The sequence below is a fragment of the Streptomyces marokkonensis genome (genome assembly GCF_039539045.1).
Taxonomy (GTDB): domain Bacteria; phylum Actinomycetota; class Actinomycetes; order Streptomycetales; family Streptomycetaceae; genus Streptomyces; species Streptomyces marokkonensis.
Map to the genome: position 1 here is coordinate 1 of NZ_BAABCQ010000197.1, position 13,277 is coordinate 13,277.

The window sequence follows — 13,277 nt, forward strand, 5'->3', positions numbered from 1 at the left end:
AGGTGAACTTCGACATCGCGCAGGGCCAGAAGGGCCCGACGGCCGAGAACATCGTTCTCGCCTGACGCTGACTGTCGCATACTTTTAGCTGGGGCCCGCATCCCTCGGGGTGCAGGTCCCAGCTACATGCGTTTCCCGCAGTGATTTCACCTGTGGACGACAACCAGGAAATCCGTAGGCCGACCGACACGGATCATCCTTCAGGGGTGCAGACGCATCCCTTCATAGCTGCATCGCAGTGGACGCTTCGAATATTGAGTCCACATCGCGCCACTCATTTCAGCGCCTGCGCCCGCACGGATTCTTCCGTCGGTCAGCTTCGCTGCCGCGTTCCATCGGCCCATTCTTGCAATTCTCCGTGCCGCTCATTGCTGCGGGAATTCCTTGATATGTGCCGCATCGAGGAAGGTTCCGCATGAACCGCACACCCACGAACGACCGCTACGCCCGCACCCGTAACGGCCGTGCCGACTCCGGAAGGGGTGGCAGCCGCTTCGGCTCGTCGGCTCCTGGCCGGTCGGCCGGCCCGAGCCGCTCCGGCGGTTACGGCCGCCGACCCGCCGCCATCCAAGGGGAGTTCGCCCTCCCCCGGACGGTCACCCCCGCGCTTCCCGCCGTGGAGGGCTTCGCCGATCTCGACATGCCCCGGGAACTGCTGACCGCGCTCGGCTCGGCCGGCGTCACCACACCGTTCCCGATCCAGGCCGCGACCCTGCCGAACTCCCTCGCCGGCCGCGACGTGCTGGGCCGTGGGCGCACCGGCTCCGGCAAGACCCTCGCCTTCGGGCTGGCCCTGCTCGCCCGTACGGCCGGGCAGCGCGCCGAGCCCAGGCAGCCGCTGGGGCTGGTCCTCGTACCGACGCGTGAACTGGCGCAGCAGGTCACCGACGCGCTCACCCCGTACGCCCGTTCCGTGAAGCTGCGGGTGGCCACCGTCGTGGGCGGCATGTCGATCGGCCGGCAGGCGAGCGCGCTGCGCGGTGGTGCCGAGGTCGTCGTCGCCACCCCGGGGCGCCTCAAGGACCTCATCGACCGCGGCGACTGCCGGCTGAACCAGGTCTCCATCACCGTCCTCGACGAGGCCGACCAGATGGCCGACATGGGCTTCATGCCGCAGGTCACCGCCCTGCTCGACCAGGTGCGTCCCGAGGGACAGCGCATGCTGTTCTCGGCCACCCTCGACCGCAACGTCGACCTGCTCGTGCGCCGCTACCTGACCGATCCCGTCGTGCACTCCGTCGACCCCTCGGCCGGCGCTGTCACGACGATGGAGCACCACGTACTCCAGGTCCACGGCGCCGACAAGCACGCGGCCACCACCGAGATCGCCGCACGCGACGGGCGCGTGATCATGTTTCTCGACACCAAGCACGCCGTCGACAGGCTGACCCAGGACCTGCTCAACAGCGGGGTACGTGCCGCCGCCCTGCACGGCGGCAAGTCCCAGCCGCAGCGCACCCGTACTCTGGCGCAGTTCAAGACCGGACACGTCACCGTGCTCGTGGCGACCAACGTCGCGGCGCGCGGCATCCACGTCGACAACCTCGACCTCGTCGTGAACGTCGACCCGCCGACCGACCACAAGGACTACCTCCACCGCGGGGGCCGCACCGCCCGTGCCGGTGAGTCCGGCAGCGTCGTCACGCTCGTCACACCGAGCCAGCGTCGCGGCATGGTCCGTCTCATGTCGGACGCCGGGATCCGGCCGCAGACCACCCAGGTCCGCTCGGGCGACGAGGCTCTCAGCCGGATCACCGGAGCCCAGGCGCCGACCGGCATTCCGGTCGTCATCACCGCACCGGTGACCGAACGCCCCAAGAAGCGCGGTGCCACCTCCCGTGGCCGACGCCGCCCCACCTCGGCTACCCGGCGTTCCCTCGCAGTCCAGTCCCCCGCCGGTGCGGCCGCATAAACCGTCTTGATCGGAAACTCGGCTCATCCGCGCAGGAGGCACCCTTTGACGCTGGTTCAGTTGCAGACTCGCTCCGTGAGCGATCGCCCCGTGCACAGCACGGTGGTCGACGCCATGGACGCGGCCGGGCCGCAGGTCTGGTACGACATGACCGTCGAGGTGGCACTGTCCGTCATGGCCGCCGCCCGTACGGAGCATCTGGTCGTCTGCGACGAGGACGGCCTGTGCGTCGGCCTGGTCACCGAGGCCCGGCTCACCGCCGTCCGGGACAGCTCCGGATACACCGACCGGATCCGCCTCGGTGACCTCACCGACGGCAGCGGGCCCTTCGCCTCACCGTGGGCCACGAGGGAAGAAGCCGAGGACACGTTGCCTTTCGGGAGGATCGGGCCCGTGCCCGTGGTCGACGAGCACGGTAACGCCCTGGGCGTCCTCGCTCTCTCCCGCTGAACCGCTGAACCGCTGGACGGCGGTCGGCCCGTTTTCTCTTCTGCCTGTGAGGCATCATGCGCTGTGTCATTGCCCGCTTCCCGTTCGACCTGACCAGGAGCGGCGTGCTGGATTCGATGAAGGGCGTCAAACCCGAACCGGTCACCGGCGAGTCCGTGATCATCGGGCGACGCCACTACCCCGTCAAGCAGGTCGGCCAGGTCATCACCCGCCAGGACCGCCGCGATTTCAGCGCCGGCGAGGTTCTGAGGGCCATGGCCCTGCTCGGCTTCACCTGCCGCACCCGGCCCGAGGCCGCCCCCGCGCGCATCGAAAGTCCGTTGCAGCGGGCTTCCGCGATGCTCGGCGCCCCCCTGTCCGTCTGACCGACGCGACAAGCGCGCTGACACCAGAACAGCGGTGAGGGCCCGACCGGCGCGCGCCGGTCGGGCCCTCACCGCATGCCGCATCTCCCGATCGGTGCGCGAGTGGGGCGACAGCACCGTGACGCAGGAGTGAATCCTGCTGCTGGGGTCAGTAGACGGCGAGGGAGATGGCGATGCAGTGCGCGGTGAAGGCTGCCACGGTCAGAGTGTGGAACACCTCGTGGAAGCCGAACCAGCGGGGCGAGGGTTGGGGCGTTGGACGGCGTACACCACCGCTCCCGCACTGTGGAGGAGACCGCCGGTCACTATCAGGGTGACTACGGCCGCTCCGCCGGTGTGCAGAAGTCGGGCAGGCAACGCACCGGTGCCCACCCCAGGGCCAGGTAGCAGTGGGTGTACAGCCAGCGGGGAGCACTGACCCACAGGACACGAAAGGCGATGCCGGCCAGCCGGCCAGGTGCGCCGCCATGCCGCCGAACGGGGATACACCTTCGCCTGCCCTGTCGCCATCGACCTGCGCCCCGCGCCGGACGACACGGCCGTCCGGCTCCGCGTCCACAGCCGCATTGCTCCGGCAAGAGGACGGTGAGTCATAGCCAGAACCCGGCACAGCGCATGGGTGCGGGCTACCCCCTCGGTCGGGGCAGGAGCTTCCCCGCTTTGACAGCCGGACCACCACAAGCCCAGCTGGGAGATGCGTCCCTCATGTGTCGGCCTTGTCCGGGAGGCCGGCGGGGCGTCCCTGCAGTTCCTCGTTGATGCGCCGGGCTTCTTCGAGTTGGTCTTCCAGGATGATGATGCGGCAGGCCGCCTCGACGGAGGTGCCCTGGTCGACGAGTTCGCGGGCGCGGGCGGCGATGCGCAGCTGGTAGCGGGAGTAGCGGCGGTGGCCGCCTTCGGAACGCAGCGGCGTGATCAGCCGGGCTTCACCGATGGCTCTCAGGAAGGCGGGAGTCGTGCCGAGCATCTCGGCTGCTCGTCCCATGGTGTAGGCGGGGTAGTCGTCGTCGTCGATACGGTTGAGCGGGTTGTCTGCGGTCATTGGCACCTCTGGTCGGGGAACGCGTCGAGGGGCCTTGGTGCCGTACGGCACCAAGGCCCCGAGGGATTTGCAACACCATCTGCCGGCCTACTGCGCTGCCGGCCTTCTGTTTCCGCACCGTCCCCCGTCGGGGGGCGGGCAGTTGAGGGATCGCGGATGCGTGACCGTGGGACCACCTTCCGTTCCGGGGCCTGCGGTACCCGGGCAAACCGTTCTCGCCCGGGCGATCCTGATGGCGTCCGCCTCCTTCTCTCTCTGATGCACCTCTTGCCACTGCTGGTTCTGCGTACTGCTGGCGGCCCTCGTAAGCCGCCCGGCCCGGCAGCCAGCGAAGGGACCCTGAATCCTCCGGCCCCGTCGCTCCACTGCCGTGCCACAATCACTGTTCTGCATGCGGGCAGTTCGCCCCTGCCACGCCTCACTGACTTCCTGGCTACGGCACAACACTAAACACCACCACAGCCGTATGTCTACATCAGCCACAACAGATTTCACTCCAACCGAGTGAACGAGTATCTACATCTGTCGCGGGAAGGGATGACAGGCGCGGAGTCAGTGGCCTCGCAGGGCCAGGCCGAGTGCGGCAAGGACGGTGAGGTGGCGTGCCGCCGACCGCCCGGACCCGCGGCTGGAGCTTCTCCTCCCGGCCCTGGAGGCGGGGTGGCGATTCAGCGCTGGCGAGTTCTCTGGGGAGGCGGCTGGTGGTCATGAAGGCGCTCAGTTCGGATCCCCGGGGGACGGGGACGGCGAAGCTTTCGGCGGGGTCGGTGGCGGCGCCCGCCTGTTGTCCCTTTTCGACGACTACGAACTGGCCCATCATTCCCTGGTCCTCGTGGTGGGGCAGATGGCAGTGGTACATGTACGGCGTGTGCGGATCGGCCGGGCCGTCGAAGCGCATCGCCAGTTTCATCGTCGTGCCGCTCGGTACGAAGACCGGGCCCTTGGGGCCGCGCATGTGCGGCGTGCCGTCGGCGTTGCGCACGGTCCAGGTCTCGGCCGTACCGCGTGTGACGACCTCGTCCACCCGGTCCGTGGCCATGGCACGGCCGTTGATCCCGGAGCGCTTGAGGTCGAAGTGGCGGGCCTTCACCGCCTCGATGCCGTCCGGCACCTCCAGCGTGCTCAGCCCTCTCCATCGATTCGCTTGAGATGTTCTGCGTACGCCTGCTCCGCCTGGGGCACCGCAACGTGGTACCAGCCGGACCAGTTGCCGGCCTTGTCGCCACCGACCAGGATCACGGCTTGGCTGTCCGGGTCGAACACGAACAACAACCGCACTTCCGTGGCCCCCGCGGACCCGGGGCGGAGTTCCTTGAGGTTCGGCAGCCCCGAACCCTTGATCCTGTCCACCAGAGGCCGGCCCAGCGCGCACTCCTCGACTGTCGAACCCTCTCCACCCGAATGGGATGGTCCGCCAGGAACTTGTCCATGTCGTCGACATCCGAGGTGAAGACAGGGACCTCGAAGCCGCGCTCCGCCGTCTTGACGGCTACGGCAGCCAAGACGGCATCAATGGCGTACTTGTCCCCGTGCAGCCCAGCAGTCTTCATCATGCCGCGGGCCAGGGAGATCACTTTGTCGTCGGTGTGCTCCACATCGATCCGGGACAACGCCCAGCCCCACAGCCCTTGGCGCGAAGCCTGTTGAGGGTTCCACGCCTCCAGCGTGGTGAGCGCGCTGGTGACGACAGCGATATCCAGGCGTGGCGCCGCGCGGCCGTGGGAGCGTTCCACGACGCTGCCACGGAGGAAAGGTCACAAACCTTCCGGCTCCAGAGATGTGAAGAGCTCATCTTCCGCGTGTCCGGACCCGCGTTCGCCACGCCGTCGCGAGGCGAACGCCACACGCAAAACTCCCCGAGAAACACGTTTCCCCAGGTCAGAACGATCCTACCCAGGGACGCTCGGTGGGGCGGGTGGGACTCGAACCCACGGCCGGCGGATTATGAGTCCGCTGCTCTAACCGGCTGAGCTACCGCCCCATAGCGGCGTGTCGCGTACACGTGTGCGCGCCGTCTGCCGCAGCATAGCCGCTCATACGATCTGCTGCCTCGGCTGGTCGGCTACCGCGCTGCCTCCATGACCTTGAGGACTCCGCAGCGTGCCGCGCGGTTCCCGGGCATGGTCACGGGCACCGTTCCCGGACATGAAAAAGGACCCCGGAGGGTCCTTGTTCACCGTGCTCCCCCGACTGGACTCGAACCAGTAACCTGCCGGTTAACAGCCGGCTGCTCTGCCAATTGAGCTACCGAGGATTGACTCGTCGCATCGAACGCATCCCACTGGGTATCCGCCAGAGGCGCGCGCTCGCTGCGACACATACATTAGCGCAAGCAGGGGGGTGCTCCGCCAATCGGTACTCCCCGGCACCTCAGAGGCAGAGCAAGGGAAGGGTGGCCGCCATGCGTTACCGGCTCACGTTCGTCGTCGGACTCGCGGTGGGATACGTGCTGGGCACGAAGGCCGGACGGGAGCGTTACGAGCAGTTGCGCAAGTCCGCCCGTCAGGTCGCGCAGAACCCGGCCGTGCGCAACACCGCCGAGTCGGCGGCCCAGCAGGGCAGGCACTTCGCCGACAAGGCGTACAGCGCGGTGAGCGACAAGGTCGGGGACCGGATGCCCGACTCGGTGGCCCAGCGGGTCCGCTCCCTGCGTGAGCGCGGCACGAACGGCAGCGGCGCGGACGACTGGGGCACCAGCAACACGTGAGGGCCGTGTTCCCGCCGGGTCCCGTGCCCCCGGCGGGTTTCGTGCCCCCGGCGGATCCCGTGCCCCCGCCGGGTACGGACTCCTCTCCCGGTACGGCAGAATTTCGGGCATGGGGATAGTCGCCGGGCTGGACAGTGCGCCCGATTTCACTCGTATCGTCGTCTGCGATTCCGAGACGGGTGCCGTGCTGCGGCAGGGTCACGCGCCTCATCCGATGGAGAGCCCCGAAGGCGGGGGCCGGCCCTCGGACGTCGATCCGCAGGCCTGGCTGCTGTCCCTCGGGGAGGCCGCCGGCGGCGGGCTGCTCGAAGGTGTGCAGGCCATCGGCGTGTCGGCGCAGGCGAACTCCGTCGTGGCGCTCGACTCGCAGGGCAACACCGTGCGCCCCGCCATGGTGGGCGGCGACAAACGCTCCCAGGTGGCCGCGGCCGACCTGATCGACGCGCTCGGCGGGCGTGAGGCGTGGGCGCAGGCGGTGGGCTCGGTGCCGCAGGCCGCGCAGCCGGTGACCAAGCTCCGCTGGCTGGCCAGGACCGAGCCCGAGGCCGCCGCGCGGACCGCGGTGCTGCTCCAGGCCCACGACTGGCTGGTGTGGCAACTGCTCGGACGGCCCGCGCGCAGGACCACCGACCGGGGCGGGGCCTCCGGGACCGGCTACTGGTCGGCGGCGAGCGGCGGTTACCGGCCCGACCTGGTCGAGCTGGCGCTCGGGCACCAGGTGGTGCTGCCGGAGGTGATCGGCCCGTCCGAGGCGGCCGGTACGACGCCGGAGGGGCTGCTGATCTCCGCCGGGACCGGCGAGACGATGGCGGCCGCCTTCGGGCTGGGGATCGGGCTGGGCGACGCGGTGGTGTCGCTGGGCGCGTCCGGGTCGGTGATGGCCGTGCACCCCGAGGCGCTCGTCGACCAGTCCGGCATGATCACCTCACTGGCGGACGCCACCGGCATGCACCTGCCCGTCGTCACCACCCTGAACGCCGTACGGACCCTGCGCGGCGCCGCCGAGCTGCTCGGCGTACCGGACCTGGAGAGCCTGTCCGAGCTGGCGACGAAGTCGACGCCGGGCGCGCACGGGCTGGTACTGCTCCCCTATCTGGAGGGCGAGCGCACGCCGAACCTGCCGCACACCGCCGGCACGCTGGCCGGTCTGCGGCGCGAGTCGATGCGGCCGGAGCACCTGGCGCGGGCCGCGTTCGAGGGCATGCTGTGCGGTCTCGCCGACGCCCTTGACGTGCTGCGCGGCCGGGGAGTGGAGGTACGGCGGGTATTCCTGCTGGGCGCGGCGGCCGAGCTGCCGGCCGTGCAGGCGGCGGCGCCCGCGCTGTTCGGGGCGCAGGTCGTCGTACCACAGCCGGCGGACTACGCGGCGATCGGCTCGGCCCGGCAGGCGGCCTGGGCGCTGGGCGTGTCCCAGGGCACGCTGGATCCGCGCAATCCCCCCGTCTGGCAGGACGCGGTCGCGCAGGTGCTGGAGCCGGGCGAAGAGCTGGCGGTGGGGCAGGCCGTGCGCCAGCAGTTCGTGTCGGTGCGGGAGCAGACCCATCCGGGGGCGCTGCACGCGTGACGCCGCTCATGAGGCCGGAATCGACACGCTGTTGGGTTAATCGGTTGAGGTAACGCGGGTGGAGTGTCCGACGATGGGGGCCAGGGGCAACCAACCGCTCCTGTCGCCGACTCCGAGAGACCCAGCGTGCTCATACGACTCCTGCGGACCTATCTCAGGCCCTACAGAAAACCCATCGCCCTGCTGGTGGCGCTGCAGTTCCTGCAGACCTGCGCCTCCCTCTATTTGCCGACCCTGAACGCGGACATCATCGACAACGGTGTCGTGAAGGGCGACTCGGGCTACATCCTGGCCTTCGGCGCCCTGATGATCGGCGTCTCGCTGGTCCAGGTGGTGTGCAACATCGGGGCCGTCTACTACGGCGCGCGGACCGCCGCCGCGCTCGGCCGGGACATGCGCGGTGCCGTCTTCGACCGGGTGCAGTCCTTCTCGGCGCGCGAGGTCGGCGGCTTCGGCGCGCCCTCGCTGATCACCCGGACCACGAACGACGTCCAGCAGGTCCAGATGCTGGCCCTGATGACGTTCACGCTGATGGTGTCGGCGCCCATCATGTGTGTCGGCGGCATCGTGATGGCGCTGGGCCTGGACGTGCCGCTGTCCGGGGTGCTGGTCGGGGTCGTGCCGGTGCTGGCCATCTGCGTGACGCTGATCGTGCGGCGGCTGCGGCCGCTGTTCCGGGCCATGCAGGAGCGGCTGGACACGGTGAACCGGGTGCTGCGCGAGCAGATCACCGGCAACCGCGTCATCCGCGCCTTCGTACGCGACGAGTACGAGCAGCAGCGCTTCAGGAAGGCCAACGCGGATCTGACCGAGGTGGCGCTGGGCAGCGGCAACCTGCTCGCGCTGATGTTCCCCGTGGTCATGACGGTGGTGAACGTGTCGTCGGTCGCGGTGGTGTGGTTCGGGGCCCACCGGATCGAGAGCGGCGGGATGCAGATCGGCGACCTGACGGCGTTCCTCGCCTATCTGATGCAGATCGTCATGTCCGTGATGATGGCCACCTTCATGTTCATGATGGTGCCGCGCGCGGAGGTGTGCGCCGAGCGCATCCAGGAGGTCCTGGGGACCGAGAGCAGTGTGGTGCCGCCGTTGGCGCCGGTCACCGAGCTGCGCCGGCACGGCCATCTGGAGGTCCGGGGGGCCGGTTTCCGCTACCCGGGCGCCGAGGAGCCGGTGCTCCGGCACATCGACCTGGTGGCCCGCCCGGGCGAGACGACCGCCGTCATCGGCTCGACCGGCAGCGGCAAGTCCACGCTGCTCGGGCTGGTCCCCCGGCTGTTCGACGCCACGGACGGCGAGGTCCTCGTCGACGGGGTGGACGTGCGGACCGTCGACCCGAAGGTGCTGGCCCGGATCGTGGGGCTGGTGCCGCAGAAGCCGTACCTCTTCGCGGGCACGGTCGCGACCAATCTGCGCTACGGCAATCCGGACGCCACGGACGAGGAGCTGTGGCACGCGCTCCGCGTGGCGCAGGCCGGGGAGTTCGTCTCCGGGCTGGAGGGCGGCCTCGACGCGCCCGTCTCGCAGGGCGGCACCAATGTGTCGGGAGGTCAGCGGCAGCGGCTCGCCATCGCCCGGACCCTGGTCCAGCGTCCGGAGATCTACCTCTTCGACGACTCCTTCTCCGCCCTCGACTACGCCACCGACGCCGCGCTCCGCGCCGAGCTGGGCCGGGAGACGGCCGAGGCGACCGTGGTGATCGTGGCGCAGCGCGTGTCGACCATCCGGGACGCGGACCGGATCATCGTGCTGGACGAGGGGCGGGTGGTCGGCGTGGGCCGGCACCACGAGCTGATGGCGGACAACGAGACCTACCGGGAGATCGTGCTCTCCCAGCTCACGGAAGCGGAGGCTGCCTGATGGCCGGGCCCGCGGGGCGCATGATGGCCGGGGGCGGACCCGACCAGCGTTCGATGGACTTCAAGGGGTCGACCAAGCGGCTCCTCAGCCAGTTCCGCCCGGAGCGGGCGACCCTCTTCACTCTGCTGGCGTGTCTGGTCGTCAGCGTCGGCCTCAGCGTGGTCGGGCCGAAGATCCTCGGCCGGGCCACCGACCTGATCTTCGCGGGGATCGTCGGGCGGGACATGCCGTCCGGGGCCTCGAAGGAACAGGTCCTGGACTCCATGCGGGAGCGCGGCGACGGCGATGTCGCCGACATGCTCCGCAGCACGGACTTCGTCCCGGGCCAGGGTATCGACTTCGGTGCCGTGGGCGAGGCGCTGCTGCTCACGGTGGCGACCTTCGCCGGCGCCGGGCTGCTGATGGCGGTGGCCACCCGGCTGGTGAACCGCGCGGTCAACCGGACGATGTTCCGGATGCGGGAGGACGTGCAGACGAAGCTGTCGCGGCTGCCCCTGTCGTACTTCGACAAGCGGCAGCGCGGCGAGGTGCTGAGCCGGGCGACGAACGACATCGACAACATCCAGCAGACGCTCCAGCAGTCGATGGGCCAGCTGATCAACTCGCTGCTGACCATCATCGGCGTGCTGGCCATGATGTTCTACGTCTCGTGGATCCTGGCACTGGTCGCCCTGGTGACCGTGCCGCTGTCGTTCGTGGTGGCCACGCGTGTCGGCAAGCGGTCGCAGCCGCAGTTCGTGCAGCAGTGGCGCTCCACGGGGCAGCTGAACGCGCACATCGAGGAGATGTACACCGGGCACGCCCTGGTGAAGGTGTTCGGGCGGCAGGAGGAGTCGGCGAAGCAGTTCGCCGAGCAGAACGACGCGCTGTACGAGGCCGGGTTCAAGGCGCAGTTCAACAGCGGGATCATGCAGCCGCTGATGATGTGCGTGTCCAACCTGAACTACGTGCTCGTCGCGGTCGTCGGCGGACTGCGGGTGGCCTCCGGGACACTGTCCATCGGTGACGTGCAGGCCTTCATCCAGTACTCGCGGCAGTTCTCGATGCCGCTGACGCAGGTCGCGTCGATGGCGAACCTGGTGCAGTCGGGTGTGGCGTCGGCGGAGCGGGTCTTCGAGCTGCTGGACGCCGAGGAGCAGTCGGCGGACCCGATCCCGGGCGTCCGGCCCGAGGACCTGCGCGGGCGGGTGGAGCTGGAGCACGTCTCGTTCCGCTACGACCCCGAGAAGCCGCTGATCGAGGACCTGTCGCTGAAGGTCGAGCCGGGGCACACGGTCGCCATCGTCGGGCCCACCGGCGCCGGGAAGACGACCCTCGTCAATCTGCTGATGCGGTTCTACGAGGTCTCGGGCGGGCGGATCACCCTGGACGGCGTGGACGTGGCGAAGATGTCCCGGGACGAGCTGCGGGCGGGCATCGGCATGGTCCTCCAGGACACCTGGCTGTTCGGCGGCACCATCGCGGAGAACATCGCGTACGGGGCGTCGCGGGAGGTGACCCGCGGGGAGATCGAGGAGGCGGCGCGGGCCGCGCACGCCGACCGGTTCGTACGGACGCTGCCCGACGGCTACGACACCGTGATCGACGACGAGGGCACGGGGGTGAGCGCCGGTGAGAAGCAGCTCGTCACCATCGCGCGGGCCTTCCTGTCCGACCCGGTGATCCTGGTCCTGGACGAGGCGACGTCGTCCGTGGACACCCGTACGGAGGTGCTGATCCAGAAGGCGATGGCCAAGCTGGCGCGCGGGCGGACGTCGTTCGTGATCGCACACCGGCTGTCGACGATCCGGGACGCGGACACGATCCTGGTGATGGAGGACGGGTCGATCGTCGAGCAGGGCGCGCACGCCGGGCTGCTGGCGGCCGGCGGGGCCTACGCGCGGTTGTACCAGGCCCAGTTCGCCCAAGCCGTGGCCGAGGTGGAGTAGGGGCCCCGGCCGGTCTCGACGGGGGCTCGGGCGGTTTCAGCCGGAGACCCAGCCGGTCGGTCTCCGCCGGTCGCTCTCCGCCGGAGGCTCGGCCGGTCTCGGGCCGTCTCAGTCCAGGTAGCCCCTCAGCTGGTCCGCGAAGGTGTGGTCGCGGAGTTTGTTGAGGGTCTTGGACTCGATCTGGCGGATCCGCTCGCGGGTCACGCCGAAGATGCGGCCGATCTCCTCCAGTGTGCGGGGGCGGCCGTCGACCAGGCCGTAGCGGAGCTGGACGACCTTGCGCTCGCGTTCGCCGAGGGTGGAGAGCACCGCCTCCAGGTGCTGCCGCAGCAGCAGGAACGCGGCCGACTCGACGGGGCTGGCGGCGTCGCCGTCCTCGATCAGGTCACCGAGGGCGACGTCGTCCTCCTCGCCGACCGGTGCGTGCAGGGAGACCGGCTCCTGGGCCAGACGCAGCACTTCGCCGACCCGCTCGGGGGCCAGGTCCAGGTGGGCGGCGACCTCCTGCGGGGTCGGCTCGTAGCCGCGTTCCTGGAGCATGCGGCGCTGGACCCGGATCACTCGGTTGATCAGCTCGACGACGTGGACGGGGACGCGGATGGTGCGCGCCTGGTCGGCGAGGGCGCGGGACATGGCCTGGCGGATCCACCAGGTGGCGTAGGTGGAGAACTTGTAGCCGCGGGCGTAGTCGAACTTCTCCACGGCCCGGATCAGGCCCAGGTTCCCCTCCTGGACCAGGTCGAGCATGGTGAGTCCGCGTCCGACGTAGCGCTTGGCCACGGACACGACGAGCCGCAGGTTCGCCTCGATCAGGCGGCGCTTGGCCAGGCGTCCCAGGACCACGAGCCGGTCGAGGTCCAGGGCGAGCCGGCTGTCCAGGTCGACGGCGAGCCGCAGCTTCTCCTCGGCGAACAGCCCGGCCTCCACACGGCGGGCGAGGTCGACCTCCTCGGCCGCGGTGAGCAGCGGTATCCGGCCGATCTCCCGCAGGTACTGGCGGAACAGGTCGGAGGAGGGCCCGCCGGTCTCCGTGCGCGTGGGCCGCGGCGGCTCGGGGGCGTCGGCCGGGTCGCCAGGGTGGCCCGCCGCTTCGGGGACGTCCGCCGGGAGCGGCTCGTCCGGCCGGTTCTCGGGGTGGTGCACGGCACGGTGCTGTGCGGGCATCGCGACGAGGACGCCGCTCTCCGCGTCCGGCTCCGCGCCGTCGTTACTGGTGTCGGTCTGGGCGAGGGTCTGGGTCTGCACGGGGGCGACCTCCAGGATGGACGCGGCCGACGGAGGCCGGCAGCGGTACTTCGGGGGCGGAGCCGGCTCACTCGCCGCCGTCCACCCCGTACGCGTTGAACGCGGCCGCGGGGATCAGCAACCATGAGCAACCCGCCGTGACGGGTCGGCCGCGCTCCGAGGACTCAGGCACCGGACCCCAGTGTGGGGTACGACACATCACTG

The 13,277-nt window shown here is 69.9% G+C and carries 11 protein-coding genes, 2 tRNA genes and 1 pseudogene; 7 read left to right on the forward strand and 7 right to left on the reverse strand.

The window, feature by feature from the left end:
• Positions 1-415: 415 nt before the first annotated feature.
• Genes ABEA26_RS31635 through ABEA26_RS31645 form a run of 3 tightly spaced genes read left to right on the forward strand, consistent with a single transcriptional unit; the run spans position 416 to position 2,727 of the window.
• Positions 416-1,912 (forward strand): DEAD/DEAH box helicase, encoded by a 1,497-nt coding sequence (locus tag ABEA26_RS31635; RefSeq protein WP_345596966.1) that lies wholly within the window; start codon positions 416-418, stop codon positions 1,910-1,912.
• Positions 1,913-1,957: 45 nt separating this feature from the next.
• The gene (locus ABEA26_RS31640) at positions 1,958-2,362 is read left to right on the forward strand and encodes a CBS domain-containing protein (RefSeq protein ID WP_345596967.1); all 405 of its coding nucleotides are present in this window, start codon (positions 1,958-1,960) and stop codon (positions 2,360-2,362) included.
• A gap of 56 nt (positions 2,363-2,418) precedes the next feature.
• Positions 2,419-2,727 (forward strand): SCO5918 family protein, encoded by a 309-nt coding sequence (locus tag ABEA26_RS31645; protein ID WP_345596968.1) that lies wholly within the window; start codon positions 2,419-2,421, stop codon positions 2,725-2,727.
• Positions 2,728-2,875: 148 nt separating this feature from the next.
• Here the strand turns inward: ABEA26_RS31645 and ABEA26_RS31650 are convergent.
• The 6 genes and pseudogenes from ABEA26_RS31650 to ABEA26_RS31675 all read right to left on the reverse strand — a co-directional run.
• Positions 2,876-3,182, reverse strand: a pseudogene (locus tag ABEA26_RS31650) (hemolysin III family protein); the annotation flags it as partial.
• A 248-nt stretch (positions 3,183-3,430) separates the two neighbouring features.
• A complete protein-coding gene (locus tag ABEA26_RS31655) occupies positions 3,431-3,769 on the reverse strand; it encodes a MerR family transcriptional regulator (protein WP_345596969.1) in 339 nt (112 codons plus the stop codon).
• 475 nt (positions 3,770-4,244) lie between these two features.
• Positions 4,245-4,880: a multicopper oxidase domain-containing protein gene (locus ABEA26_RS31660; protein ID WP_345596970.1), complete on the reverse strand. Its 636-nt coding sequence runs from the start codon at positions 4,878-4,880 to the stop codon at positions 4,245-4,247.
• Positions 4,881-4,891: 11 nt separating this feature from the next.
• Complete coding sequence (locus ABEA26_RS31665) at positions 4,892-5,119, reverse strand: type II toxin-antitoxin system RelE/ParE family toxin (RefSeq protein WP_425587928.1); 228 nt, start codon at positions 5,117-5,119, stop codon at positions 4,892-4,894.
• Between the two features lie 557 nt (positions 5,120-5,676).
• Positions 5,677-5,750: transfer RNA gene (locus tag ABEA26_RS31670), tRNA-Ile, on the reverse strand.
• A 200-nt stretch (positions 5,751-5,950) separates the two neighbouring features.
• Positions 5,951-6,023, reverse strand: a tRNA-Asn gene (locus tag ABEA26_RS31675).
• Positions 6,024-6,170: 147 nt separating this feature from the next.
• Here ABEA26_RS31675 and ABEA26_RS31680 point away from each other — a divergent pair.
• The 4 genes from ABEA26_RS31680 (at position 6,171) to ABEA26_RS31695 (ending at position 11,828) form a co-directional block, all read left to right on the forward strand.
• Positions 6,171-6,476, forward strand: coding sequence for a YtxH domain-containing protein (locus ABEA26_RS31680; RefSeq protein ID WP_279559250.1), 306 nt, complete (start codon positions 6,171-6,173; stop codon positions 6,474-6,476).
• Between the two features lie 109 nt (positions 6,477-6,585).
• Positions 6,586-8,040: a xylulokinase gene (locus tag ABEA26_RS31685; protein WP_345596971.1), complete on the forward strand. Its 1,455-nt coding sequence runs from the start codon at positions 6,586-6,588 to the stop codon at positions 8,038-8,040.
• Between the two features lie 126 nt (positions 8,041-8,166).
• Positions 8,167-9,900, forward strand: coding sequence for an ABC transporter ATP-binding protein (locus tag ABEA26_RS31690; RefSeq protein WP_345596973.1), 1,734 nt, complete (start codon positions 8,167-8,169; stop codon positions 9,898-9,900).
• The gene (locus tag ABEA26_RS31695) at positions 9,900-11,828 is read left to right on the forward strand and encodes an ABC transporter ATP-binding protein (protein WP_345596974.1); all 1,929 of its coding nucleotides are present in this window, start codon (positions 9,900-9,902) and stop codon (positions 11,826-11,828) included. The genes ABEA26_RS31690 and ABEA26_RS31695 overlap by 1 nt, the downstream gene beginning before the upstream one ends.
• A 108-nt stretch (positions 11,829-11,936) precedes the next feature.
• Here the strand turns inward: ABEA26_RS31695 and ABEA26_RS31700 are convergent, their stop codons facing one another.
• Positions 11,937-13,073 (reverse strand): RNA polymerase sigma factor, encoded by a 1,137-nt coding sequence (locus ABEA26_RS31700; RefSeq protein ID WP_425587929.1) that lies wholly within the window; start codon positions 13,071-13,073, stop codon positions 11,937-11,939.
• Between the last annotated feature and the right edge of the window lie 204 nt (positions 13,074-13,277).

Bases quoted from the DNA above. Each gene is read 5' to 3' on its own strand.
- ABEA26_RS31685 (WP_345596971.1), top strand. From the start codon at position 6,586: ATGGGGATAGTCGCCGGGCTGGACAGTGCGCCCGATTTCACTCGTATC.
- ABEA26_RS31635 (WP_345596966.1), top strand. From the start codon at position 416: ATGAACCGCACACCCACGAACGACCGCTACGCCCGCACCCGTAACGGC.
- ABEA26_RS31680 (WP_279559250.1), top strand. From the start codon at position 6,171: ATGCGTTACCGGCTCACGTTCGTCGTCGGACTCGCGGTGGGATACGTG.
- ABEA26_RS31645 (WP_345596968.1), top strand. From the start codon at position 2,419: ATGCGCTGTGTCATTGCCCGCTTCCCGTTCGACCTGACCAGGAGCGGC.
- ABEA26_RS31655 (WP_345596969.1), bottom strand. From the start codon at position 3,769: ATGACCGCAGACAACCCGCTCAACCGTATCGACGACGACGACTACCCC.
- ABEA26_RS31695 (WP_345596974.1), top strand. From the start codon at position 9,900: ATGGCCGGGCCCGCGGGGCGCATGATGGCCGGGGGCGGACCCGACCAG.